18 protein-coding genes are annotated in these 25,774 nt (G+C 56.3%); 4 read left to right on the forward strand and 14 right to left on the reverse strand.

Going from position 1 to position 25,774, the window contains the following annotated elements; all coding sequences use genetic code 11:
• Window positions 1–2 precede the first annotated feature (2 nt).
• From recD to rppH, 12 genes are all read right to left on the reverse strand, one after another.
• Window positions 3–1,871 (reverse strand): exodeoxyribonuclease V subunit alpha, encoded by a 1,869-nt coding sequence (recD, locus tag EDC52_RS17220; protein WP_131867140.1) that lies wholly within the window; start codon window positions 1,869–1,871, stop codon window positions 3–5.
• A complete protein-coding gene (recB, locus tag EDC52_RS17225; protein WP_131867150.1) occupies window positions 1,871–5,434 on the reverse strand; it encodes an exodeoxyribonuclease V subunit beta in 3,564 nt (1,187 codons plus the stop codon). Before recB ends, recD begins: the two co-directional genes overlap by 1 nt.
• A gap of 16 nt (window positions 5,435–5,450) precedes the next feature.
• Window positions 5,451–8,345, reverse strand: coding sequence for a pitrilysin (gene ptrA, locus EDC52_RS17230; protein ID WP_131867152.1), 2,895 nt, complete (start codon window positions 8,343–8,345; stop codon window positions 5,451–5,453).
• A 107-nt stretch (window positions 8,346–8,452) separates the two neighbouring features.
• The gene (recC, locus tag EDC52_RS17235; protein ID WP_131867154.1) at window positions 8,453–11,866 is read right to left on the reverse strand and encodes an exodeoxyribonuclease V subunit gamma; all 3,414 of its coding nucleotides are present in this window, start codon (window positions 11,864–11,866) and stop codon (window positions 8,453–8,455) included.
• 102 nt (window positions 11,867–11,968) lie between these two features.
• A complete protein-coding gene (locus EDC52_RS17240; protein ID WP_131867156.1) occupies window positions 11,969–12,325 on the reverse strand; it encodes a prepilin-type N-terminal cleavage/methylation domain-containing protein in 357 nt (118 codons plus the stop codon).
• Window positions 12,288–12,767 carry a DUF2509 family protein gene (locus EDC52_RS17245; protein ID WP_131867158.1) on the reverse strand — a complete coding sequence of 160 codons (480 nt, stop codon included), beginning with the start codon at window positions 12,765–12,767 and terminating at the stop codon, window positions 12,288–12,290. Before EDC52_RS17245 ends, EDC52_RS17240 begins: the two co-directional genes overlap by 38 nt.
• Window positions 12,764–13,333, reverse strand: coding sequence for a hypothetical protein (locus EDC52_RS17250; RefSeq protein ID WP_131867160.1), 570 nt, complete (start codon window positions 13,331–13,333; stop codon window positions 12,764–12,766). Before EDC52_RS17250 ends, EDC52_RS17245 begins: the two co-directional genes overlap by 4 nt.
• A 14-nt stretch (window positions 13,334–13,347) precedes the next feature.
• Entirely contained in the window at window positions 13,348–13,818 is a 471-nt protein-coding gene (locus tag EDC52_RS17255) for a GspH/FimT family pseudopilin (protein WP_131867162.1), read from the reverse strand.
• A gap of 159 nt (window positions 13,819–13,977) precedes the next feature.
• The gene (gene thyA / locus EDC52_RS17260) at window positions 13,978–14,772 is read right to left on the reverse strand and encodes a thymidylate synthase (RefSeq protein ID WP_131867164.1); all 795 of its coding nucleotides are present in this window, start codon (window positions 14,770–14,772) and stop codon (window positions 13,978–13,980) included.
• Window positions 14,773–14,778: 6 nt separating this feature from the next.
• A complete protein-coding gene (gene lgt / locus EDC52_RS17265) occupies window positions 14,779–15,651 on the reverse strand; it encodes a prolipoprotein diacylglyceryl transferase (RefSeq protein WP_131867166.1) in 873 nt (290 codons plus the stop codon).
• Window positions 15,652–15,856: 205 nt separating this feature from the next.
• Window positions 15,857–18,103, reverse strand: a complete 2,247-nt coding sequence (gene ptsP / locus EDC52_RS17270; RefSeq protein WP_131867168.1) for a phosphoenolpyruvate--protein phosphotransferase — start codon at window positions 18,101–18,103, stop codon at window positions 15,857–15,859.
• 12 nt (window positions 18,104–18,115) lie between these two features.
• Entirely contained in the window at window positions 18,116–18,643 is a 528-nt protein-coding gene (gene rppH, locus EDC52_RS17275) for an RNA pyrophosphohydrolase (protein WP_131867170.1), read from the reverse strand.
• A 692-nt stretch (window positions 18,644–19,335) separates the two neighbouring features.
• On the opposite strand from rppH, the gene mutH reads away from it, so the two are divergent.
• From mutH to EDC52_RS17295, 4 genes are all read left to right on the forward strand, one after another.
• Complete coding sequence (mutH, locus tag EDC52_RS17280) at window positions 19,336–20,034, forward strand: DNA mismatch repair endonuclease MutH (RefSeq protein WP_131867172.1); 699 nt, start codon at window positions 19,336–19,338, stop codon at window positions 20,032–20,034.
• A 70-nt stretch (window positions 20,035–20,104) separates the two neighbouring features.
• Window positions 20,105–20,842, forward strand: coding sequence for a TerC family protein (locus tag EDC52_RS17285; protein WP_131867174.1), 738 nt, complete (start codon window positions 20,105–20,107; stop codon window positions 20,840–20,842).
• 142 nt (window positions 20,843–20,984) lie between these two features.
• Window positions 20,985–21,203, forward strand: a complete 219-nt coding sequence (locus EDC52_RS17290) for a YgdI/YgdR family lipoprotein (protein WP_131867176.1) — start codon at window positions 20,985–20,987, stop codon at window positions 21,201–21,203.
• 144 nt (window positions 21,204–21,347) lie between these two features.
• Window positions 21,348–22,388 carry an NADP(H)-dependent aldo-keto reductase gene (locus EDC52_RS17295; protein ID WP_131867178.1) on the forward strand — a complete coding sequence of 347 codons (1,041 nt, stop codon included), beginning with the start codon at window positions 21,348–21,350 and terminating at the stop codon, window positions 22,386–22,388.
• 24 nt (window positions 22,389–22,412) lie between these two features.
• Here the strand turns inward: EDC52_RS17295 and lplT are convergent, their stop codons facing one another.
• Window positions 22,413–23,621 carry a lysophospholipid transporter LplT gene (lplT, locus tag EDC52_RS17300; protein WP_131867180.1) on the reverse strand — a complete coding sequence of 403 codons (1,209 nt, stop codon included), beginning with the start codon at window positions 23,619–23,621 and terminating at the stop codon, window positions 22,413–22,415.
• Window positions 23,618–25,774 carry a bifunctional acyl-ACP--phospholipid O-acyltransferase/long-chain-fatty-acid--ACP ligase gene (gene aas, locus EDC52_RS17305; protein WP_131867182.1) on the reverse strand — a complete coding sequence of 719 codons (2,157 nt, stop codon included), beginning with the start codon at window positions 25,772–25,774 and terminating at the stop codon, window positions 23,618–23,620. Before aas ends, lplT begins: the two co-directional genes overlap by 4 nt.

Raw genomic sequence — 25,774 nt, forward strand, 5'->3', positions numbered from 1 at the left:
AATTATTGCGGCGTCCCGGTGACCGCAGCGTCTGCCAGGCGGGCTATCAGACCGCTGCGGCGTTGGGTGGCGGTCGCAATGGCATAGGTCAGCACATCGTCATTACCATAAAGCGACAGTTGTCTGCGCGCACGGGTAATGGCGGTGTATACCAACTCACGTGACAACACCGGCAGCACCTGGCTGGGCAGCACCAGCGCGGTATGCATAAACTCCGACCCCTGGGATTTGTGCACCGTCATGGCAAAGGCGGTTTCATGGGCCGGCAACCGGCTTTGTGATACCGTCCTGATACTGCCGTCTGGCAAGGGGAAATACACTCGCAGTTCACCGTTGCCGTTATCCAGGGTAATGCCGATATCGCCGTTGTACAGCCCAAGCGAAGGTGCATTGCGGGTGATCATCACCGGCCGTCCTGCGTAACCGCGTCCACTTGTCTGCAGCCGAATCAGGCCGGCACGCTGCAGCGCCTGCTCAATTCTGAGATTAAGTCCGGCCACGCCGAACGGCCCCTCGCGCAACGCGCACAGCAGCCGATAATCGCCGAAGGCGGCCAGTATCTCCTGTACTGGTTTATGACTCGCAACGCGGGTGAGATAATCCCGATATCCCGCTACTGCCCCGGCCAGCATATCCCGATAATCCTCATCATTTATCAGTCTGGCATAGCTGACATCCGGCAGGTCAGTCGCCTTCAGCAGCGTCAGCGCCTGATGGACGCTGCCGGTATTGACTGCCTCAGCAAGGCGTCCAATCCCCGAATGCAGATTAAAACGATAGCTTTTTTGCAGCAGACAGAGGCTGTCGCTTACCGGATGCCCGCCCTGATGCGGAGATGGGGGAATGCTGCAACCACTGAGCCGTTCCAACTGCCGCCGCCGCAGGGATGAGTAGCCTTGTTCGGCAAAATGACAGAGATCGCCAAGTACCGCGCCGGCTTCCACCGAAGAAAGTTGGCAGCGATCGCCCAGGAATATCACCCGCGCGTGGGCAGGCAATGCAGCGATAAGATTCGCCATCATCGGCAAATCGACCATTGAAGCCTCGTCGACAATCAGCACGTCGACATGCAGAGGATTACCCTGATGGTAGCGCATACGCTGGCTACTGGGCTGGGCACCCAGCAGACGATGCAGTGTAATGGCTTCATCAGGCAGTAACCGCCGCTGCGCCGCAGTCAGTCCCAATTGCTGCAGGGCGGCGCCAAGGGACTCACTCAGCCGTGCCGCCGCCTTTCCGGTCGGCGCCGCCATGCGGATCCTGAGTCGCTGCTGATCGCTGAGCATCACCAGAGCCGCCAGCAGCTTCGCCACGGTGGAGGTCTTACCGGTCCCTGGACCACCTGATATCAATGCAACCTGATGGGTCAGCGCCACCGCAGCAGCCACTTTCTGCCAGTCCGGCGACGTGTCGTTACCGGTGGTGAAAAAAAGATCCAGTATCTGGCTTATCTGCTGCTCGTCGACCGGAATCATGACCTCGGGGCGGGTAAAAAAATGGGCTACCCGCTTTTCGTTAAGCCACATGCGCTGCAGGTAAAGCCGCTGACGATCCAGGACCAGCGGCGTTGGTCTGGAACCGTCACTGACGGCTTCGCTAGCCAGCAACAGGGATTCCCACTCCGAGACGTCGGGTTTTCCGGCCAGATTCCATGCCTGCTGCGCCAGCGCAGGATGGCGGCCGCCAAACAGTTGTTCCGCACTCAGCAGCGACAGCGGCAGGCAAACGTGCCCGGCACCGGCATCGGCGCTCAGACAGGCGCCGGCCAGCAGCAGCGCGGGATGAGTATCGCCCGCCAACATGCGTGCAAACTGGACGTCAAGGGGACGCCACAGTCGCATTTGTTGCATCAGCTCGCAAAATGAATCCATCAGTCTATCCCGTCTGCAGGGACTGCCGTCCCGTTGGTGCTGAAAAGCGCGTCCAGTTCGATAATAAACTGCGATTCGGGCCGGTAAAAAAAGACGCCATTGTCCGGATACTGCGCAGAGATGCCACGCAAAAACAGATAAAATACGCCACCAAAGTGACGCTGGTAGTCATAATCCGGCAGACGATGGCGCAAGTAGCGGTGTAGCGCCAGCGTATAGAGCTGATACTGCAAATCATAGCTGTGGCTGGCCATTGCCTGTCGCATGGCATCCTGGGTGTAGGCCGCGGCGTCCGATCCCAGCCAGTTTGATTTGTAGTCCAGCAGGTAATAGCGGCCCTGCCAGCAGAACACCAAATCGATAAAGCCCTTGAGCATGCCGCGTACCTGGGGAAATGAGAGCGGCGGCCTGCTGCGTGATAGGGGATCGTATTTTTTGCAAAGGCTGTCTAGCTGCTCGGCGCTGACCATGGCATCGATCGGCAGGTAAAATTGCATTTCCACCTGTTTTTTACCGGCGTCGATGTTGGCCAGTGTTATACCGTCGCTGTTCAGCCGCGTCGTGATTACCGTATGCAGCCACTGGGCCAGCATCGGCAGCCAATGAGCCTCTATTCCATGCTGGGTGCAATGCTCAGTGAACCATTGCGTTTCCAGCGTCCGACTGAAATCCGACACTTCAAACAGGCTGTGCAGAAAAGTGCCCGGAGCAGCGCCGCGCGGGAAAGTATGAGGAGTCAGCCCTGCCTGACCGTCCTGGCGCTGTTCACCGACGGCATCTATGTCGAGCCCAGGCCGCAAATCCATGACGACCGATGCTGCGCCATGCTGCTGAAGACCTGAATAGCTGGTGACACGCCAGTGGTCCTGGCGACGATGCGGGTAAATGCGCGCCGAGAGGACAAGTTTATCAGACTCTGGCGCCAGCCAGGGCTGACCGTCCGGGTCCGATACTTCTGCCAATCGGATACTCCCCCGGCTCTCATGGCAAAGGCCTTCAAGCTCTCGCCGCAAAGCCGCCGCATCCGCCGGTTTGGCACGTTGTATCAGGTAACCCAGAGCGCTATGGTGCAAATCCGTTTCTCCCTGCTTTTTACGGCTACCGCGAAACAGCGGCGCGACACCGATGCTGCAATGATAGACCGATCGCGTCAACGCGACATAAAGCAGGCGCAAATCTTCCGCCAAACGTTCTTCTTCCGCCAGCGCCAGGCTGCGGGCCGAAGCGCCAAGATCCAGCCAGGACTGGTAGCTATCGCGGTCATGATAGAGGGGGCGCTTCTGCGCGCGGTAATCCGCGGCAAAAGGCAGGAATACCAGCGGGAATTCCAGCCCCTTGGACTTGTGCACGGTGATGATTTGCACCAGGTGGCGATCGCTTTCAAGCCGTAGCTGCTGGTTGTCGGACTGAATATCAGGCTTTTCTATCTGCAGCGCCAACCAGCGCACCAGTGCATGTTCATTTTCCAACTGGGCCGACGCTTCCTGCAGTAACTCACCCAGGTGCAGCAGATCCGTCAGTCGCCGCTCGCCATTGACGCCGGCCAGCACGTTTTCAGCAGTATGGTGAGCACTCATCAACTGCCGCAGCATTGGCAGGACCCCTCGCCTGGACCATAGCAGCCGGTAACGGGCAAACTCATCTACCCATTCATCCCAAAGCACCTCATTATTGTTGATCTTATCAATCGCGGCAGCATCCAGCCCGATAAGGCTGCAGGCGATGGCGCAACGCAAGGCGTTATCCTGGGCCGGCATCAGCACCGCCTGCAGTATCCACAGCAGATCCCGGGCTTCAGCCGCATCAAATACGCTGTCACGGTTGGACAAATAGACAGCCGGGATCGACAACTCACGAAGCGCATCGCGCACCAGCGCTGCCTCCAGGCGGTTACGTACCAGCACCGTCATGTCCGAGGCCTGGACTGGCTGGCGTTTCCCGCCGGGTTTTATCAGGCATGCCTGCCCTTCATGAGCCGCTTTTAACCAGTTGCTGATGGTCGCCGCACATTGTCGGGCCATTATCGATTGATAGTCGCTGAGGCTTACCCCGTCGCCGGCCTGCAGCCAGATCATCATCGCCGCCTGGCGCTGACCATGGATCTCCAGACCGCGTTCCCGGTTGCCTTCAGCGGATTCAACCGGCAGGAACGGAATATCGGCGAAGATAAACGGGCTGGGTAAGCAACGAAACAGCTGGTTGACTGCATCAACCATACCTGGAGCCGACCGCCAGTTGGTATCCAGAGTGTAGTGAGCATCTACTTCGCTTCTGGCGCGCATATAGGTGAAGATATCTGCGCCGCGAAATGCGTAAATCGCCTGCTTGGGATCACCAATCAGCAGCAGCCCGCAGTCAGGCTGGTCAGCATAAATACGTCTAAAAATACGGTATTGCTGGGGATCGGTATCCTGGAATTCATCGATCATTGCGACCGGATATTGTTTACGCACCGCCGAGGCCAGTTTTTCGCCGCCCTCGTTTGACAGAGCACGGTCAAAACCGCTGAGCAAATCGTCAAAACCCATTTCGGCACGGCGCCGTTTTTCCAGTTCAAGGCCCAGCCGCACCTCCTTTAGCGCCAGCACAAATATCACATCCCTGAGTTTCAGAGGCTGTGCAAAGAAAGCATCCACCGCATCGAACAGGGTATGCCTGGGCGCCGGCCCCTTGGGCGATTTGGCCAAAAGCACTGACTGGCAAAAGCGTTCAAGCTCCTTCGGGAACCGGTAATCCCGCGTTGCTTCGGCAGCCCACTCGCCGATGCTGGCCAGCCAGGTTGGCAAGTATTTACTGCTGTAAGAACGGCGGTCAACGCCGGAAGCCGCCATGATATCGGGCAGATCCCCTGCCGCTGCCCGCCACTGGCTTTTTAGCCCATCGATGGCGGCAATGATCTGGTGATGCCGCTGAACAATGGTTTCGTTGGTCAGCGGCGGATTCTGCATCACCGGCGGCTCACCCTGCAGATAGGGCAGCAGTTCAGCAAGCAGCTTTTGTGGACCGTCCCATTCCTCATGCACCATTACGGCGATATCGTACGGCAATGGATAACAGTAACGGCGCCAGAAATCAGCACAGACCTGCTGGCGCAGCATTGACTCATCCTCGACCAGGTTCTGCTGGAACAACATGCCGGATTCGATGGCATTATGGCTAAGCATCCGCTGGCAAAAGCCATGGATGGTGTAGACCGCAGCCTCATCCATTTGCCGTTCCGCTGCCAGCAACATCCGCGCAGCTTCATCAGGGCTGGTTATCTGGTCAAGCAAGGCCTGCAGCAGCGTATCATCTGTTGATCGCCTGACGCAGGCGAGCCTCAAGCGATGAATATTTTCACGGATCCGGCCGCGCAGCTCTTCGGTAGCGGCTTCGGTAAAGGTCACCACCAGGATCTCGTCCACGCTGAGCGGACGGGGGTATGCCGCCTCATGGCCGAGTCCGAGCAGCAGGCGCAGATACAATGCCGCCAGGGTATAGGTTTTACCGGTTCCCGCCGAGGCCTCTATAAGACTTGCGTCCTGTAAAGGCAACGTCAATGGATTAAGCCTGGTTGCGGTCAAAGTCCGACTCCCGTGTTTACTGCTTCATGGCAGGCAGCATTTTTTGCAGTGTGGATGCGTCAGCATAGCGGGTCCAGCCATCAGGCGCGGCATATTCCGGTTTTTCCTGCTGTTCACCGCCGATCTGCGAGAGCAACGCCAGCCCCTGAGGCGCTATCACCGCCCGATGAAAGAAATCAGCTGCCTGCTGCCGGGACACTTTTCGCAGGCTCGCCACCAGCTCATCGCGACTGTTGAACAGCAAATTATTGCGGTACAAATCGCCGGTATAGAGATCAACTTCTTCATCCAGCGTCTGGGGCTGCTGCATCAGCTGGCTGATAACCCCCTGTTTATACTGCTCGAAATCGGCTGCATCAAGCTTGCGCAACCGCTGCTCAGCACCGATAAAAAAGGCCTGGAAGCGCTGATGCAGCCAGGATGGCTGATAACGACCGCTCTGCAGTACAAAGCCCAGTCCCGCCTGATCGCCAATAAATTGCGGCATCATGAATACGGCGTAACCCAGCTGTTCACGGGTCCTGAGCTGCTGATAAAACCAGGATTCAACAATTTGCGATAGCAGATAGCTGCAGGCCATGCCTTCAATTCGCTCATAGCCGACCGGAACATACAGGGCCGCTAACGCCGAATCACTGCTGCTGCCTCTTTTTTCCAGCAGCGCCTGCAGGGGTCTGTCGACCATGACTTTATCCGTGCGGGCAAAGTCCCTGCCGGCCAGTCCAAGTGTACTTTTGAGCTGCCGGGCCAGCCTGGTGGCGTTATCAGGTGTCATGTTGCCTACCACCAGCATATCAAGGGCTGCGGCACTGAATAAACGGTTACGGTAATCGATCAGTTCCTGCAGGGTGATGGAGGCGATCAGCGCCCGCCGTTCGCTTCTTTCAAAATAGGGGAGATTGGACAGTACATTGGCCGGCACCAAGGCCTGGGCATAGGCCTTATCTTTATCGGTTCCGTCCAGCTGTTCACGATACCAGCCCTTGGCCTGAATCAACTGCCCGGCAGTCGGCGTAAAAGTCGCGTAACGCCGCGCCAGCGTCATGGTCAATTGAGATAGCCGTTGGGTATAACCGCTGGCTTTGATGGTCAGGCCGTCGCTTTCAAATGTCGAAAAACTGATGCCGCCCACATAAGCCTGGTTACTCAACTCGGCCAGATCCAGTCCGGCGATGTAATCAGTCAGGGCATAAAGCACCTGATTACGCGCCGTCGCCATCACGCCGGCATTACGCAAATTAAGCGTGATACTGGCCCGTGGTTCGGTACTGAAATACTTGCTCGGCATGTACATCAGACGCAGACCCGGTTCGCTCTGCAGAGGCTGGGGAAAATCCTGCGTTTCAACATGGGTTATCAGAGAGAAATCATCCGGGATATAGGGATTCAGCGCCGGCAGGGATAGGCTGATGTGCTGTGCTTTCTGCCGCCATTCGGCCAGCTTGGCCGGGCTTATTTTATCGACCTGATAGGGGGCCGCAACAAAATAGGCCATTTTATTATGAGGCTCATCAGGACTGATAAACCAGATACGTGCATTGTCCAACGTCATGCCGTCCAATCTGGCGGCAATCGCATCGGGATCATAGCGATCGGCCAGGTAAGAAGCATCCAGCACGTGTTCGACCGGTACCCGCAGCATTGAGTCGACCAGCCATTCTATGTAATTCATATCGCGGGTTATTACCGGGTAACGAAAATCCTGGTCCAGTACCTTGGCGATTTCGTTGAAATATTGCTGCTGTATGCCGCGCTGCCGCAGCGTGTTCAGATAGCTGAATATCGCCGCCACCACCTCATCACGTTGTTCAAACCCTTTATCACTCAAGGTTGCGGCGATGGCAAATACGCCGCCGTTGCCATCGACTATCGGATCCGCACCGGCATCTATCGCATCTGATAGCCCCTCTTTCTGCAGCCAGTCGGCAAGCGTACCGGTGCTGCGGTTGCCAATGAGGTAGCTTACATAAGTATCGGTTTTGCTGCGAAATGCCTGGCTGTTATTCGCTATCGGGAACTCGATGCGCAACATTTTCTGCGGTTGTACTGGCTGATAATGCAGGATTACGCCGGTCTGTTCCGGTGTGACGGCAGGCACCGTGATAGTCGGCACTTCCGCCTGGCGATTGGCTATACGCCCATAGGTCTGTGCCGCCAGCGCAGCCAGCGCCTCGACCGGCTGATTGCTGTATATCACTCCCACCATCAGGTTAGCGGAATAATAGCGTTGATAAAATGCCTGTAGGGCATCATGCAGCCTGCTGCCGGGCTTATCGCTGAGGGTCTCGAGATTACCGCCGGAGAAACGCGCCCCCGGGTGAGCGGGATTCATGGTTTCCGCCCGAATTTGCGCCATCCGCAACCCGTCGCTTGACCTGGCCATGGTCAACTCGGCATCGACAGCATGACGCTCTTTGTCAGCGTTCTCAGGATCCAGCAGCGGAGCAGCGATGGCATCCGCCAGTCGATCAATGGCTGGCTGCAAGGCAGCATTGTCGACTTCAAGATAGAAAGCCGTGCGATAGGATGCGGTGCTGGCGTTGTGAGCGCCGCCATTTTTCTTCAGGAATTCAGATAGATTTTCCGGTTCTGGATAGCGTGTTGATCCCATGAGGATCATGTGCTCAAGATAGTGGGCCAGTCCCAGCTGGTTGTCCGGATTTTCAAGTGAACCCACCGGCACCGCGACGGCAGACAAAGACTTGATCGCCTGCTTATCGCTTACCAGCAGTACCGTCATACCATTATCTAGCCTGATGGCCTGGTACTGGCGCGTATCCTGATGGCTTTTGCGGACAGTGTCGTTAACCGGCTGCCAGGCCGGCGCTGCCCGTACAGGCGTAACAGCAAGAAGACATATCATCAGCAAACTGAATAATCCTATAGCAACTCTTCCCATCCTCTTCTCCAACAAAATCCTGACGGGCCCGCCTTGGCTCGACAATGTTAAGACCAGCGCTGCTCTGGCTAAGGGCAGTTAAAGGAGTGATAATCCGTGACCGATGTTTCCGATCTGGTTTACTGCCGGGTTATTTTCTTTTCACCACCGGGTGCTGCTTTGTCCGCCAGGTTAAGGCTGAACGGCTCCAATAGCCAGTCGCAGGCCGATTGAATGATCATATCGATTGTGCCGGCGTCGAGTTCAGGTATCAGCCGGTGCAGGTATGGGTCCTGTGCCTCCCCGGGAGTATAGCCGTCCCCCTGCCAGGCCAGCAGAAGTTTGTCCCGGGCCCGGCGCTGGGTGTCTTCACGCCAGTCGATGCTCGCCGCCTGCCGATCAAAACACTGTTCAAGCCAGGCTCCGCCACAGCGATTCAGCAGCATCAGCGGCAGGTTCATGCCCTGGCGATAGCCCTCGACCAGCGTTCGTAAACGCGCCTGGGCTTCTGCCGCGGGCAGTGCGGCGAACTGCCACTGCCCGCGAATGCCGAACATCCGGCTCTCACCCCGCCCGCCCATGGCACACCAGGCAAGATGCTCTAGCCACAGCGCCATGCCGTCTTTCATCCACAGATTGCCCGGCCTCCAGCGCAGCAAGCCATCAACCTGGACCTGGGGCAGCCAGCCGCTGAGTTCAAGATCGCCGCAGTCCACTCTCACCTCAATGCTTCTGGATTCAGGCCGTCGCTGCTCGCGGATAAGCTGTGCCAGTGGGGCGATCTCTTCCTGCTGACGGGCCCAATACAGCTCGCCGAATGCGCCAAAGGGTAAATGGCCTGCTGCCCTGATATGGCGGTAAAGCGTGGCCGGGTCCTCATCGTTTATCAGCGCATTGACCAGGCGGTCATTGAGCTGGTAGCGAGTCAGGCTATCAATCACAAATGGCTCATCGGCTGATAATTCAGTCTCTTCCAGTTTGAAGTAGACTCCCAGCCGCTGTTGAAAATAGGCCCGCACCGGATGGCCATAAAAACGCCTGAGCCCATCAAAGGTCAATTCCGTCAACGGCCGGTCACTCAATGGCTGGACGAACTGGGAAGGTGGTGTGCCGCTGGCACTGGCGGCAGGGAGCCATTCAATCGAGAAACTCTGCCCCGGTGTACCGGGCATAAAGTTTTCAGGCGCAAAGGGCATACGAGAATGCCATTGATATAAATGCTCTTTTACCCGATGAGCACTGGTATCGACATCAAGATGCTCATCGCCGGCCAGGCAAAAGCTCTGCGCGATGTAGTCAACCAGCTCACTGACCAGCACAGAGGGATAACGTGGGGTATTATCCTGGATTGAACGGCCGATAAAGCTGATATAGAACCGCTGCTGAGCGCAGATCAGCGCCTCAAGGAACAAGTAGCGGTCATCATCACGTCGGCTACGATCGCCGCGCCGGGACTGCTGAGCCATAAGGTCGAAACCGGTTGGTGGCAGCGTGCGGGGATAAACGCCATCATTCATTCCCAGCAGGCATATGACTTTAAAAGGTATTGACCGCATCGGCATCAGAGTACAGAAATTGACCGAACCGGCCAGGAAACGCTGGCTGACCCTTTCCTCTTCAAGCCTGGACGTCAACTCATCGCGCAGCAGGGTCACCGACACCTTATCGGGGTAAAACGACTGGAGCCCGAACTGAAGGATTTGCTGCCACTGGGTTTCGATAAGTGCCAGCGCGGCTTCTGTCTCTGCGTCGGGCAGGAAGAAATCCGTCAGCAGTTCCCGGCAGCAGGGCTGCCATTCGGCCAGCGTCAGCGGTGTGGACAGTCTGTCGCGCCATACCTTCAGGCGCATCAGCAGTTGCGCCAGATTGCCCGCCAGTTCGGCGACCAGCCCGCTGGACTCATCATAGGGAAGTATCCCTTGCCAATCGCCGGCCTGGCTGTCCATGGCATAGCCGAGCAGCATGCGCATCAGCCCGAAACGCCAGGTATGCTGGCCGGTGGCCGGCAGCATCAGTTCGCGCACGGTATCATCGTCCAGTCCCCAGCGGATACCGGACTCATCCACCCAGCGCCTGAGCACCTGCAGGTCTTCTTCATCAATCGAGAAACGCGCCGCCAGGGCCGGCACCTCGAGCAGGGCCAGGACCTGTTCAGCGGCAAATCGACTGTCGGGCAGCTCAAGCAGGCTGAGAAACGCCGGCAGAGCGGGATGATATTGCCGCGCCCGCCGATCGGAAATGGCAAAAGGCAGATAGCGATCCGGTCCGGCATTGCCGAATACCGCCTGGATGGCCGGCGTGTAGCGATCGATATCCGCCACCATCACGATGATATCGCGCGCAGCCAGAGCCCCATCGTCCGAGATCATTCCCAGCAGTTGATCCTGCAGCACTTCCACTTCACGCTGGGGACTGTGGCATACGTGAAAGCACAGCGATCGGTCGGTCCGGGACAACGGTCGTTTGGCCAGGCTTTGTTCCAGCGTCTCGCTGCTCATGCCGACAACCGAGCGATCCTGCAGATCGAGAATATCCCGTTGTATGCTGGACAGCAGCAAATCATCGGCCGGCTCTACGAAAGCATCCACTTCACGGGCATCATCAAGCTGGGCCAGCAGATAAAGATTGTCCCGTCCCAGCTTACCCCAGGAAGCCAGCAGCGGATTGCCCACCTGTTGTTCGCCATCACCGTTGAACAGGCTCGGCGCCTGATCGGGCTGGCGGAACAGCATCTGATCCCCAAGCCCCTGATAATGTCGCCGTTGGCGGCTTTGCAGACGCGCCAGAAAAGCGTGATCACGGATATCCCCCCAGTAATAGCGGCAAGGGTTGGTAAACAGCAGATGAACATCAATATGCCGGCCCAACGCCTGCAGAGCCTGAAGATAAGTAGGAGGAAGGGCTGATATCCCACAGATAAACACCCGGTCCGGCAGTCCGGCCGGCCGCTGCGATGCCTCGGTCAGCACCTGGATAAAATGCTGGTAGAGATTGGCGCGGTGCCAGGGTGACTGACCGCTGTCGGCCGTCTTCTCGACCAAGGCACGCCACAGCGGCGCCTGCCATTGCTGCGCTTCGCCCAACCCTTCTACCTGCTGGCCTTCTTCCCAGCGGCTGAGCCAGTCAGGACGGTAAACCAGATACTGGTCATAGAGATCCGCTATCCGGCCAGCAAACTGAAAACATTTTCGTTTGTTGTCATCATTTTCCAGATAGTGGCTCAGGGTCTCAAAGCCGGACTGGTGACACATTTCAGGCAGCAAAGACATCAGCTTCCAGGTCATCGCATCCTTCGAAAAGGCGCTTTCTTCCGGAATGTCCGGCAGGACCCGGGTAAACATCTGCCAGATAAAGCTGGCCGGCAGAGGGAAGTCGATATTGGCGGCAATGCCAAACTGGCCAGCCAGTTCCATCTGCATCCACTGCGCCATTCCGGTGCTCTGTACCAGCACGGTTTCCGGCTGAAATGGGTCCGATAACGGCTTGCCCTCAATAAGGGCGGCTGCCAGCATTTTCAGTACGTCCAGCTGGTTTGAATGATAAACCGTAAACATGCAGCCTCCTTTACCGTCCCCGGAATGTCCTGCTTTTTAGCCGGATACTCTATCCGTATTTGAAATGAAAACAAGCCGCAAATCCAGGCCATGGCCTGAGGCTTACTGGCGGGTAGAATGGGTGGCCGGGCGACAATACCATTCTTCAAGCGCGACCTGGCTGCCTGTTAGCGTGGTCACTGCCGCTTTTACCGTTTCACACCCACCGCCGCGCTCGATATGCCGCCGGGAAAATGTCCACCCGGCAGGGAGGTCATCCACCGAGAAATGCTGGCCGCGGCGGTACTGCTCCAGCGCCTGATGAGCATATGACAATGCCTGGGCGTATTGATACTGCTGATGCCGAATAACCTCGATTCGCTGACGGTACTGGCAAAGCGCCAGTATGATAATTGACGTCAGGGCGCAGGCAATCATCACCTCAGGCATTCCCTGCCCCAGCTGTTTTCTGCGTTCCATGGCGCCGCTCGCCGGGAAAATAGTCCAGCCAGCCGGCCGACATCGCTGACAGCCGATAACCCTCAGAGTTTCCGGTCTCGTCCGGACCGACACGCAACCGAACCAGCCTGAAAAGCTGCAGCGCTTGTCCCTGCTCATCCTGCTGCCCCTCCCCTGCCAGCACCCAGTTGCCGGCTCGCCCGCTGTCGCCAAGACACACTCTAAGCCGGTCATCCGGTTGGCAGCGGCATTCGCCATCGATACCCCGCCAGCGCAGCGTAAGTCCCCATGCCAGGGAGGACTCGGCCTGATGAAACGCCTTAAGATAGAGGAATTCATTATGGATGACCTTCTGCCAGCGCTGGGTATGCAGTTGAACGCCCATCACCGCCCCCAGTCCGAGCAGCAAAATCGTCATCATCAGCGACAATGCCACGCTGCCACGCTGTGCGCCGGCTTTCATCCATTACGCCTGGCCACCAGGCGAACGATGCGATGGCAGACTTTCGGCGCATGGGCCAGCCTGCCGTCCAGTGTCACTCGAATGCCGTCAGCGCCGAGCATCTCGAACTGCAGGGCGGTCACATGCATCTGTTCACCATCATGGATATTGACCCAGCCCGGTTCGTCACAGTGCGCAGCATTGCGACGTGCTTCCAGCGCATGCTTGCGCAGCCGGTAGCCAAACGTCTGGTCAACGAGTTCGCCGCTAAAATTGCGGGCCTGCGGATGATAATAGGCATAGTTGAGCATCAGGCACGAGTCTGGACGCTCACCGCTGTGCCGGGAAATAGATAGGGCCCGCTTCCCGCTGTTGTCGTGGTGAAAACCTGCACGTCTTATCTCTTTTTCAATCTTCAGCATACTGAACTCCAACTGATTGATTAGCCAAACATTTTGCCTAGCCAGACGGCAATCGCTCTGTAGCCTGGGTAAAAAGCGCAGGCCTGAGCACACCAGCATGCCGCTGGCGACCAGGGCACAGAGCAGCGACACCAGGCTGAGGCCCCGCTGCTTATCCGCAGCCATCCCATTATCCGCCATTATCCCGCCGGTTCGACAACAGACCTTATACGACCACCGCCGGAAAGGATGATGGTGATACGGCCCGACGGACCTGTCAGCAAAAGGCTGGCCGGTGTGGCGGTGCTGCGCAGTCCGGCAAGCGTCAATCGGTCGGAGGCTGAACTTTCCAGCTTGATATTGGCATAAGGTGAATGCAATCGTGCTGAAGAACCGGCTGGTGCGCCGTCACAGTTGGCTGACACGCCAATCAGCGACCAGCCATAGCCCTGATTTACCCGTAGCTGGCAATTCTGGTTGATACGAGTGGCCTGTAGCTGATGTCGCTGCATGAAATCGGCCAGCCGGTCAGCCGCTTCGGCCAGTTGCGCATGATGCTGCAGGTGCCGCCAGCCGTTAAGCGCCATCAGAATGGTCATGGCGATGATGGCAAGGCAGATCAGGGCTTCAGGCAGGGTAAATCCCTGGGTTCGCACGGCGGTTGTTTTCATCTGTCTAGAATGGCGCAGGTGGTCGCAAAGGACCAGGTTGACCGAACGGAGATGTAAGAGGGGGCGTGATTTAATTTTTCATTACTGAAAATAGGACTTGGAAGTGTAACAGGCGCCCGATAAAGGCGCCCGTTTGAGCCGGCAGGTTGTTAACCGGCGCTATATTGCCACCGGGGCCTTGATGGCAGGATGGGGATCGTAGCCCTCAATGTCAAAATCTTCGAAACGATAATCAAACAGTGAGGCGGGCTTGCGTTTGATAATCAGCCTTGGCAGATCATGGGGTTCCCGGGTCAGTTGGAGATCGGCCTGTTCGAGGTGGTTGCTGTAGAGATGAGTATCGCCACCGGTCCAGACAAAATCGCCCACGTCCAGATCGCATTGCTGCGCCATCATATGGACCAGCAGCGCATAACTGGCGATATTAAACGGCAGTCCCAGAAAAATGTCGCATGAGCGCTGGTAGAGCTGGCAGGAAAGCCGGCCGTCAGCGACATAGAATTGGAAAAAGGCATGGCATGGCGCCAAGGCCATCTGATCCAGTTCACCGACATTCCAGGCTGAAACGATAATACGGCGGGAATCGGGGTCCTGCTTGAGTTGCTCGACCACCCTGGCCAACTGGTCTATCTGGCGGCCATCTGAAGTGCCCCAGGCACGCCATTGCTTGCCATACACCGGGCCGAGATTACCTTTCTCGTCGGCCCATTCATCCCAGATGGTCACTTTGTTGTCGCGAAGATAGCCGACATGGGTATCACCCTTCAGAAACCACAGCAGTTCATGAATGATCGAGCGCAGATGGCAACGTTTAGTGGTCACTAGCGGAAAACCCTGCCGCAGGTCAAAGCGCATCTGGTGGCCGAAAATAGAGAGCGTGCCGGTTCCGGTGCGGTCCGCTTTCGGTGTGCCGGTCTCGCGAACCAGCCTCATCAGATCCAAATACTGTTTCATATTACCTCAGGACAATTGTTGCTGCGGGCGCTGGCGATACGCCCAGATGATCATGATAACGCCGGCGACGATCATCGGAACAGAGAGCACCTGCCCCATACTGATCACACCACTGAATAGGCCAAGCTGGCTGTCCGGCTGACGGAAGAATTCTACCAGGATGCGGAAGGCGCCGTAGCCTATCAGGAATAACCCGGAGACGCTGCCCATCGGTCGCGGCTTGCGGATAAAAAGATTCAGGATGATAAACAGCACCACTCCTTCGAGCAGCATTTCATAAAGCTGTGAAGGATGCCGCGGCAACGAGCCAAAGGTATCAAATAGGGTCTGCCATTGGGGGTTGCCCGGTAAAAGAGCCACATCCTCGGCGCGCGAACCCGGAAACAGCATCGCCCAAGGCGTCTCGGTGGTCACCCTGCCCCACAGCTCGCCATTGATAAAGTTGCCCAGTCTTCCAGCGCCCAGACCAAAAGGGATCATCGGCGCAATAAAATCGGCCACCTGGAAAAAATGACGCTTGGTGCGGCGGGCAAACCAGAACAGCACACAGATGACGCCGATAAGACCGCCGTGGAAAGACATGCCTCCGTCCCAGACCTTGAACAGATACAGGGGATTTTCAAGAAACAACGGCATATTGTAAAACAGCACGTAACCGATGCGTCCGCCGAGGAATACCCCCAGGAAACCGGCATACAACAGATTCTCCACTTCGTCCTTCGTCCAGCCGCTGCCGGGTTTATTGGCGCGCCTAACCGCTAACCACATGGCAAAGACGAACCCGACCAGATACATCAGTCCGTACCAATGCAGCGAAACCGGGCCTATTGAAAAAATTACCGGGTCAAACTCGGGAAAAGCCAGATATTTTGTTGTCATTCTTCACCAAAGCTCATGTCGATTTTTAACGCCCCCCTGGCTGTAATTCGGGGCAGCAGGTATGATTTATCCGGAAAACGGCGCCAAATAAAGGTCCATTTATCCGTTCAAGGGTGACGCATCATAGCATAGGCTCAAATTGATGGCGGTCGGTGCGGTGTAAATTTATCAGGGGTAATGTAAGCGCATAGTGCCGCGAAGGGGTTCAGCGACCACCGCGAATAAGGCCGCCCAGCCCGCGTCGCTCCATAAATGACGCCACCTGATGACGTACCTCAATCGTATTTTGCGCAACCAGCATCCGCTCGACCAGCCCTCGGGCCTCTTTCAAATCAAGGTTACGCATCAGATATTTTACCCGGGCGACGCTGCGGCCATTCATGCTGAGCGTCCGGTATCCCATACCAATAAGCAGCAGTGCGCCCATGGGATCGCCGGCCATTTCGCCGCACAAGCTACATTCGATACCGAGCCGGTCGCAATCGCTGACGATTTTATGCAGCACCTGCAGCATAGCCGGATGAAGACTGTCGTACATCCCTGCGACACGGGTATTATTGCGATCAACCGCCAGCAGATACTGGGTGAGATCGTTGCTGCCGACCGAAATAAAATCCACCCGGTTGATCAATACCGGCAGCATAAATACCATCGCTGGCACTTCCACCATGATACCGATACGCAGCGGCGGCAGGGCATAACCGAGCATTTCCTCGACCTCACGTCCCGCCCTGTCGATCAAGCGCCTGGCCTCATCGATTTCATCAACGCTGGTAATCATCGGCAGCAAAATACTCAGGTTACCGGTAGCGGCGTTGGCACGCAGCATAGCGCGCACCTGGATCAAAAAAATTTCCGGCTGATCGAGCGTAATGCGGATCCCACGCCAGCCGAGGCAGGGGTTTTCCTCGCTGATTGGCATGTAGGGCAGCTGTTTATCAGACCCGATGTCCAGCGTGCGAAGCGTGACCGGCTTACTGGGAAACAGCTGCAGCATGCCCTGGTATTGCGCCACCTGCTCATCCTCCGAGGGGAAGCCGCTCTGGAGCATAAACGGGATTTCAGTGCGGTACAGGCCAACGCCATCAACCCGGTCGCCCAGGCGCTGTTCATGCTCGGCGCTGAGACCCGCATTCAGCATTACCTGAATCCGTTCGCCGCCCTGCAGGGTGGCCGGCTGTTCGACATCGTCTTCCGCCAGCCTGGAGAGCTCTTTTTCTTCACTGACCAGCCGTTGGTATTCCTGGACCAGGACCGGCTCGGGATCGACCAATAATTCGCCACGATAGCCATCAACAATCAACAAGCGCTGATTCAACAACAGCGGCTGAATATCAGCCGCCATGACGGTAGGAATACCCATCGCTCTCACCAGGATGGCCGCATGCGAATTTGCGGCGCCGTCCCTGACCACCACGCCGACCATTTTATCCTGCGGCATTTCAGCCAGCAGCGTGGCGCTCAGTTCGTCCGCCACCAGCACGAAACGCGAAGGCCATTGGGTTGCTCCCTGGGCATTGTCATCCAGATGGAACAGCAGACGCTGCCCCAGCGCCCTGAGATCGCCTGCTCGTTCACGCATATAACTGTCGTTAAGCTGAGCGAACTGTTCGGCAAATTGCTCTATAACCTGCTTGACCGCCCACTCGGCAATGGCCCCCTGGTCGATGCGGTCGAACAGCTCGCGCTTCAATCGAGTATCGTTGAGCAGATGAGAATACAGTTCGAATATTGCAGCACTGTCTTTTTGCGCACTGGTGGTAAAGCGTTTGCTCAGCCGGCGGAACTCAGCAGCCGCTTCGCCCAGGGCAAACGTCAGCCGTTCACGTTCAATGCCGCTGTCCAGTGAAGAGGCTTCATGGACCTTGTCCAGACTGGGCTGGCTACTGTCTATCCAGCCCTGAGCGATCGCCACGCCGGGCGCTGCCGCCAAGGCGCGAATCCGCGTCTGGCGATATTGGCCGAACAGGGCATTAAGCTGAGACTGAGAGAGAATGCCGGCCATCTGAGTGGCAAGCGTAACCATGAAAGATTCTTCGCTTTCATTGAACTGGCGATGCTCGCGCTGTTGCACCACCAGCACGCCCAGCAATTGGCGGCGATAGATAATCGGCACACCCAGAAACGATCGAAAGCGTTCTTCCTTGACCGCCGGGATATATTTGAAGCTGGGGTGGTTTTGCGCATCAGCCAGGTTGATAGGTTCCGCCAGACGGCCGACAAGACCGACGATACCCTGATCAAAAGCCAGGGTAACCGTGCGGCCCCGAGGCTTTTTCAGACCGCGGGTCGCCATCAGGTAGTAGCAGCGCCGATCATTGTCAGCCAGATAGACAGAACAGACTTCGGTGTTCATCGCCAGACAGGTTTCGTTAACCAGGATTTCCAGCGTATCCGACAGACGCGGCGCAGCGGCTACTTTTTCAACTATTTCTCGCAAGCGCGTGAGCATAATCTACCTAACCTAACCCCTTTTTCGCCTGTACGACGGAGCAGTCCGCTGCGGGGCAGGTTCCTGCAGCGGCATGACAACGCCGGAAAACTCTTTCATCACCCGGCGATACACATCCCGTTTAAAGGAAACGACCTGACGCACCGGATACCAGAAAGTTACCCAGCGCCAGCCGTCAAATTCGGGTATCCCCCCGCGTTGCATATTGATATCAGCATCCTGACACATGAGCTGCAGCAGAAACCATTTCTGCTTCTGACCGATGCAGACCGGTTTGGTATCCCAGCGCACCAGACGTTTTGGCAACTTGTAACGCAACCAGTTGCGCGTAGAAGCCAGAATGCGCACATCCTTACGGCTCAGTCCCACTTCTTCGAACAGCTCACGGTACATTGCCTGCTCTGGGGTCTCACCGGCATTGATCCCCCCCTGGGGAAACTGCCAGGAGTGCTGACCATAACGCCGGGCCCACAGTACCTGCCCTTCGAGGTTACAGATTACAATACCAACATTCGGGCGGTAGCCATCATCATCGATCACCGGACTACCTCGATTACATAAAATGCAAAGATGTTCCGATTGTTTCATACTCGCTCAATACGGTAAACCACTGGTTTTCAGTAATCTCTTAAGGCGCAGTAACCATGAAGGGCGATTTTCATCATGACGTTATAAACAGCCTGTCGGTCTCGCCACTGCGCTTATGCACTTTTTCTGTGGATAGATGTGTGCAGAACGATGGATTAAATGGGTAAAACTTTTACCGATACAAATAATGCAGCATTTCTGCATATCATAAATTTACTATATTTCAGCAAGCTAGATGTTTTATCACCGTTACAGACCGAGTGTACTGATGTGCGTCAGACGGCAGACAGCCGCCTAAGGTTAAAAAACGCGCAACGCCGATTTTATCCACAATTTTAGTGATAAAATGCATCAAAAAAGGAACAAGCTCGCAAAAAAGGGGCTCGTCAAGGCTGTAAATAGAACCAGTAGTGGCCTATTTGCCCGGTTATCCCTGTAATCTGTGGATAACAGGGTATAAGATCCTGTTCATTGTCGCTGACATCAGGTGCACAACATTCGGCGAATAAAAACATTGCTGTTTCCGGCAAGAAAAAAACAGTCTTAAATCATGCTATTATTGGAACCGATAGCTTAAATTGCCTGTGCAATGATATCTCCTGTTTCAGCCGGTTAGTTTTTAATCAATCCGCGGAAATGTTTATATGACTGTGCCTTCCTGTTTGGCTCCGGCCCCAGCGCCGACCAATGAAACAGAACTCTTTTACCGCGCCAGCGCACTGGCCGGTTTCAACCTGGCTGAACTGGCGCAGGGGGCGGGCTGGGTATTGCCTGCCAACCTTAAACGTGACAAAGGTTGGATCGGAGTACTGTTGGAACGTTATCTGGGCGCCAGTGCCGGCAGTAAACCGGTTCAGGATTTTGCTGATATCGGCGTTGAACTCAAGACTATCCCGGTAGACCGCAATGGGTGGCCGCTGGAGACCACGTTTGTCTGCGTGGCGCCGCTGACCGGCAACAGCGGCGTGACGTGGGAAACCAGCCATGTACGCTACAAACTGGCGCGGGTACTGTGGATTCCGGTCGAAGGTGAACGCGGTATGCCATTGGCTGAACGGCGGGTCGGTTCTCCTTTGCTGTGGAGCCCTGATGCCGAGGAAGAAGCGCAGCTCAGGCAGGACTGGGAAGAATTGATGGACCTGATTGTGCTGGGTCAGGTGGAGCATATCACCGCCCGCCATGGAGAGGTGCTGCAGTTACGGCCGAAAGCAGCCAATGGCCGAGCACTGACCGCGGCGGTCGGTGAACAGGGTCAGCCTATTCTGACCCTGCCCCGCGGCTTTTACCTGAAGAAAGCCTTCACCGGCCACCTGCTGGCGCGACATTTTATGGTTCAGTCCTGATCGTTTTGCCCAATGAAAAGCCAAAAAGCCTATAATTGAGTGACAGCATCAATCTAAGGTCATCTTTGTTATGTTTGATTGGATTATCGACCCTGCCGCCTGGATGGCGTTAGGGACGCTTACGGTATTAGAAATTGTATTAGGCATTGATAACATCGTTTTTCTGTCTCTGGTGGTGGCCAAACTGCCCTCACATCAGCAAACCAGCGCCCGGCGCATCGGACTGACCGGCGCGATGCTGATGCGGCTGTGTCTTTTGGCGGCTATTGCCTGGGTAGTGCATTTAACCCGTCCGCTTTTCTCGCTACTGGGCCAGGGGATCTCGACTCGCGACCTGATTCTGCTGGCGGGCGGCCTGTTTCTGATATGGAAATCAGTGGGTGAAATCGTCAGCAATATCAGGGAAGAAAGCGCGTCTGACGAGGGTAAGGAAATCCACTCCTTTCTCGGCGCCATCATTCAAATCATTATGCTGGATATAGTATTGAGCCTGGACTCGGTAATTACCGCGGTAGGATTATCCAGCCACCTTTTCATCATGATGGCGGCAGTAGTCATCGCAGTGGGTATCATGATGTTTGCCGCCCGCGCGATCGGCGAATTTGTCGACGCCCATCCCTCGGTCAAGATGCTGGCGCTGGCTTTCCTGATATTGGTGGGCGGCACTTTGATTCTGGAAAGTATTGATGTTGCGGTGCCCAAAGGCTATATCTATTTTGCCATGTTTTTTTCACTGGCGGTCGAAGGGCTGAATCTGCTGAGAAATGCTAAATCCGAACCGGTGCCGCAAACCAGTCGGGAACGTTGACGGCTCATATCCTGACTTCTGCGGCCGATAACGCACTACGTCTCCTTAGATTGTCAAAAAGACGACAACCCCGCTGTTGGCAGCCCTTGATATTGTTAACCTTGCTGGCCGGGTCTGATTTTCGATAAAACGGATAAATGCGATGAATAAAAGAATAATAATGGTGTTGGTACTGGCCACTGCCGGTCTGCTTTCAGGGTGCTCCAGTGATTATGTGATGGCGACCAAGGATGGCAGGATGATCCTTACCTCCGGCAAACCGGCGCTGGATAAAAGTACTGGGCTTATCCGCTACACTGACGAACAGGGCAATGAAAAGCAGATAAATGGTAACGATATTTCTCAGATGCTCAAGCGCTGAGTACCGCCCTTTGTTTCTAGCGCACAAAGGTCATCAGGTCGCCGCTATATAACGCTTCTCCCCGACCGTCGGCTTGGTTATAGTCGAATGACGAGTGGGGAACGTTACGCGCCTTTTTTCAAGATACTCAAGGAATCAGCCTCAATGCATTATCACCGTATCCCCCATAGCTCGCTTGAAGTCAGTACTCTGGGATTGGGCACCATGACCTTCGGTGAACAAAACACGGAGGCTCAGTCCCATCAGCAACTGGACCATGCTGTCGCAGCAGGCGTCAATCTACTCGATACTGCAGAGATGTACCCGGTTCCCCCGCGCCCCGAAACGCAGGGCCTGACGGAAACCTATATTGGTCATTGGCTGAAATCACGCGGACAGCGTGAAAAAATCATTCTGGCGACCAAAGTGGCGGGTCCATCCCGGGGCAGCGATGCCGGCATTCGCCCGCAGCAGATTCTCGATCGGAAGAATATTCGTGAAGCCCTGAATGCCAGCCTGCAGCGTCTGCAGACCGATTATATCGACCTCTATCAGGTGCACTGGCCGCAACGAGTCACCAACTGTTTTGGCAAGCTCAATTATCGTTACACCGACGATAAGCCGGCCGTCACCCTGTTGGAAACGCTTGAAGCGCTAGCCGAACAGGTGCGCGCCGGCAAGATCCGCTATATCGGCATCTCCAATGAGACCCCCTGGGGCGCCATGCGCTATCTGCAGCTTGCTGACAAACATGATTTGCCGCGCATTGTGACGGTGCAGAATCCTTACAGCCTGCTCAACCGCAGTTTTGAAGTCGGTATGGCTGAAATAAGTCAATTCGAGGGTTTAGAGCTCTTGGCCTATTCGAGTCTGGCATTCGGTACGCTAACCGGGAAATACCTCAATGGCGCACGTCCCGCCGGTGCGCGCAATACGCTTTTCAGCCGCTTTACGCGCTACGGGTCGCCGCATACCGAGCAGGCGATTGCCGAATATGTCAGTCTGGCTCAGCGCTATGGCCTGGACCCGGCGCAGATGGCGCTGGCGTTTGTTCGTCAGCAACCTTTTGTCGCTTCAACACTGCTGGGCGCCACCACGCTTGAGCAACTGCAGACCAATCTGGCAAGCCTGGATCTCACGCTTGACGAGGAGGTCCTGACGGCGCTGGAGTCTATCCATCAGCGCTTTACCATCCCGGCCCCCTGATCCTGAACCTGCCCGTGCTCTTATTCAGCCAGCGGCAATTTTATTAGCGCGGGCACCCCACCACACCACCAGGATAGCCAGGCTGAACAGCAGTCCGAAACCGACGCCGATGATCACCGCCGGCGCACTGAGTTTCACGGCCAGGGTATACAGCGCCAGCATTAGCAGCATGGCGATATTCTCGCCGAAGTTCTGTACGGCGATGGCATTACCCGCACCAACGCTCACTTTGCCTCGATGCTGCAGCAATGCATTGAGCGGCACGATAAAAAATCCGCCCAGTATGCCAATCAAGGCCAGCAGCACATAAGCAGGCAGCAGGTGCTGCTGCAGACTGAGGGCCACCACCACCAGCCCGATGATGATGCCGGCGGGGATGCAGCGACGGGCGGTTTCCAGGGTAATCAGACGAGCCGCCGCGCCCGCGCCCAGCACGATGCCTACCGCGACCATGGCGTTAAGCAAAGTGGGGGTCGCGTTATCATCGATTCCCAGCGCAACCGGCACCCACAATACCAGCAAAAATCTCAGCGTAACGCCGGCGCCCCAGAACAGGCTGGTACCGATTATCGACATTCGGGTCCAGGGATCCTGCCACAGCGAACCACAGTTAGCGCTGAACGATCGGATGATGGCCGTAGGCTGCCAGCCGCTTCCCCGTCTGGCGGGCGACAGGCGGGGGATAAAGATATTGGCAATCACTGCCAGACCAAAGGTCATTGCACACACCACCAGCGCCGTTTCAATCGACCAGTCCGCCAGCATCCCACCGGCAACCGATCCGGTCAGGATGGCGGCGATAGTTGATGCTTCCATCAGGCCATTGGCTTTGACCAGTTGTGTCCCTTGGGTGAGTTCGCTGAGGATGCCATATTTGGCCGGCGAATAGGATGCCGCGCCGATCCCCACCAGGCAGTAGCCTATAAACGGATTAGCGCCGAAGCAGATAAGCAATGCCCCGGCCAGTTTCAGGCCGTTGGCGACCATCATTACCCGGCCTTTGGGGAAATGGTCGGCAAATTGACCGACGAACGGCGCCAGTACGATATAAGCTGCGACGAACAGCATTTGCATCGCCGGTTGGCTCCAGTCCGGGTAAAGCTGAACTTTGAGTAACGCCAAGGTGACGAATAACAGCGCATTATCTCCAAAAGCGGAAAAAAACTGTGCAATCATGACCGCTATCATCGAACGTGATAACAGCCCAGGCGCTGCCGGGTCGGTTTTACTCATTCAGCATCCTCCGGCTCTGCAGCCATTTTACTCAGGGTGACGAAGTCGGGCTTACCGCTGCCGAGCAACGGTAACCGTTCCAGATAGCGTATATCGCGTGGCACGGCGATTTCCGCAACACCGTCTTTACGCGCCTGTTGCTGCAGGGCACCCCGGGCGAGGTGGCGGTCGGTGGTAAACAGCACCACGCTTTCTCCACGTGCCTTGTCGATTTTGGTGGTGGCCCCATGCTCGGCATCGGGAGAGGTCCGATAGGCCAATTGCTCCACGCTTTCAAGGGAGACCATTTCCCCCGCCAGTTTGGCAAAGCGCTTTGCCCTTCCCTTGATAGCGCAGAATCCCTGAGCATCAAGGGTGACGATATCCCCGGTATCGTACCAGCCGGTTTCCGCTTCACCCTCGGCATTCTCAGCCACGGGGGGTTCGATGTAATCCGGACGGGTCACCCGCAAATATCCTTTCATGACATTAGGGCCGCGCAGCTGCAGTTGCCCCCCGTCATCAATGCCCTCTACCGGTAACAGGCGGGTTTCGATGCCGGGTAAAATCCGCCCGACGGTATGGATTTTTGCCGCCATCGGCAAATTGATGGCCACCACCGGCGCGCATTCCGTCACGCCATAGCCTTCGAGAATACGAATGCCGAATTTGTCCTGCCACAGCAGACGAGTGGTTTCAGAAAGCTTCTCCGCGCCGGCGACGACATAGCGTACCCGGGCAAAATCGTACTGGTGGGCAAAGCGTCCATAGTGCCCCAGGAAAGTAGACGTGCCGAACAGCACAGTGCAGTTCTGGTCGTACACCAGTTCGGGGATGAGACGGTAATGCAGCGGGCTAGGATAGAGCAACACTCTGGCACCGGTTATAAGTGGAATCAGCATCCCCACCGTCAAGCCAAAAGCGTGAAACATCGGCAAGGCCGAGAGGAATTTATCTTTTGGCGTAAAGTCCGCTACCGAGCGTATCTGCTCTATGTTGGCCAGCAGACTCTGGTGGGAATGGACTACCCCCTTGGGGGTTCCTTCCGAACCGGAGGTGAACAGGATCACTGCGCTGTCATCGGGCCGGCAAGGTAATTCAGCCCGGGTGGGCAGCGTCAGGTGGATAAGGATCCACAGTTTATCCGCCCCGGTCACTGAATCTCTCAGGTCTTCCAGGAAGACCCACTTCACCCCGGTCACCTTTTGCGGCAATGCTTCCAGTTTTGCTTTTTCCAAGAACTGGCGGGAGGTGACTATCGTTTTAAGTGATGCCGCAAGGACGGCGTTGTTGATGCCGTCCGCTCCGGCAGTGTAATTGAGCATTGCCGGGATACGGCCACGCAATCCGGCAGCGATAACCGCGGCGGCGGTGACCGTTGCGTTAGGCAATAGCAGGCCGATAGGTTCCCCCACGCGGGTAAAACGCTCGAGTATTCGACTAACGCCGAGAATTTTTTTCAACAAGGCCCGGTAGCTGTCCGGTTTAAAGGCGATATCCTCGATACACGGGGTCCCTGCTCCATAGCGATTCATCGCCGTCAGCAATGCCTGGTAAAGGGTCTGCTTCGGCCTGGATGCCATCCGGGCATTCATCATGATGCGGTGGAGCTGTTCCCCGGCCATGCGACGGCGATCCCGCGCCCGGGGGGCCTCGGGCATCGGTAACAATGAGGGGGATTGCACGCTGATGGTCACTTTGGGAAACCAACGCAGTTTAAATGAGCCAGCCATGCGCCCGAACGGCGTCAATTCAGGTCCATCCAGCCAGACCGGTACTACGGTTGCACCGGAACGGGAAGCGACGAACGCCGCTCCATCATAAATCTTCATCAACGAACCGGTCACCGTAATCCGGCCCTCCGGGAACACCACCACCGGCTTACCCTCGCCAATAGCTTTGATCAGCAATTTGATACTGAGTGGTCGGGCATGATCGAGGACAATAACCTCGACATAGCGCCTGATGATACGGATGTACCAGCTATCCCCCAGTCGGGCATAGGTCGCGAAGACCGGCTTTACCGGCAGAAACAACGCGAGCAGCACCGCATCCAGGAATGACACATGATTCGGTGTTATCATGATTTTTTGCTGATGCAGTACACTGACGTCGCCAATAACCTCGACCCGATAGAGTAGCTTCAGTACCCTTCGCAACAGGGGTAACAGCAT

The organism is Biostraticola tofi (assembly GCF_004343195.1).
GTDB classification, from domain to species: Bacteria; Pseudomonadota; Gammaproteobacteria; order Enterobacterales; family Enterobacteriaceae; genus Biostraticola; species Biostraticola tofi.

What these genes read in the sequence shown, in the direction of transcription:
- lgt (WP_131867166.1), bottom strand. Translation starts at nt 15,651, where the DNA reads ATGACAACAAAATATCTGGCTTTTCCCGAGTTTGACCCGGTAATTTTT.
- mutH (WP_131867172.1), top strand. Translation starts at nt 19,336, where the DNA reads ATGACTGTGCCTTCCTGTTTGGCTCCGGCCCCAGCGCCGACCAATGAA.
- EDC52_RS17295 (WP_131867178.1), top strand. Translation starts at nt 21,348, where the DNA reads ATGCATTATCACCGTATCCCCCATAGCTCGCTTGAAGTCAGTACTCTG.
- thyA (WP_131867164.1), bottom strand. Translation starts at nt 14,772, where the DNA reads ATGAAACAGTATTTGGATCTGATGAGGCTGGTTCGCGAGACCGGCACA.
- ptsP (WP_131867168.1), bottom strand. Translation starts at nt 18,103, where the DNA reads ATGCTCACGCGCTTGCGAGAAATAGTTGAAAAAGTAGCCGCTGCGCCG.
- recD (WP_131867140.1), bottom strand. Translation starts at nt 1,871, where the DNA reads ATGGATTCATTTTGCGAGCTGATGCAACAAATGCGACTGTGGCGTCCC.
- EDC52_RS17240 (WP_131867156.1), bottom strand. Translation starts at nt 12,325, where the DNA reads ATGGAACGCAGAAAACAGCTGGGGCAGGGAATGCCTGAGGTGATGATT.
- EDC52_RS17285 (WP_131867174.1), top strand. Translation starts at nt 20,105, where the DNA reads ATGTTTGATTGGATTATCGACCCTGCCGCCTGGATGGCGTTAGGGACG.
- EDC52_RS17245 (WP_131867158.1), bottom strand. Translation starts at nt 12,767, where the DNA reads ATGAAAGCCGGCGCACAGCGTGGCAGCGTGGCATTGTCGCTGATGATG.
- EDC52_RS17255 (WP_131867162.1), bottom strand. Translation starts at nt 13,818, where the DNA reads ATGAAAACAACCGCCGTGCGAACCCAGGGATTTACCCTGCCTGAAGCC.
- EDC52_RS17250 (WP_131867160.1), bottom strand. Translation starts at nt 13,333, where the DNA reads ATGGCTGCGGATAAGCAGCGGGGCCTCAGCCTGGTGTCGCTGCTCTGT.
- EDC52_RS17290 (WP_131867176.1), top strand. Translation starts at nt 20,985, where the DNA reads ATGAATAAAAGAATAATAATGGTGTTGGTACTGGCCACTGCCGGTCTG.
- recC (WP_131867154.1), bottom strand. Translation starts at nt 11,866, where the DNA reads ATGTTTACGGTTTATCATTCAAACCAGCTGGACGTACTGAAAATGCTG.
- lplT (WP_131867180.1), bottom strand. Translation starts at nt 23,621, where the DNA reads ATGAGTAAAACCGACCCGGCAGCGCCTGGGCTGTTATCACGTTCGATG.
- aas (WP_131867182.1), bottom strand. Translation starts at nt 25,774, where the DNA reads ATGCTGTTACCCCTGTTGCGAAGGGTACTGAAGCTACTCTATCGGGTC.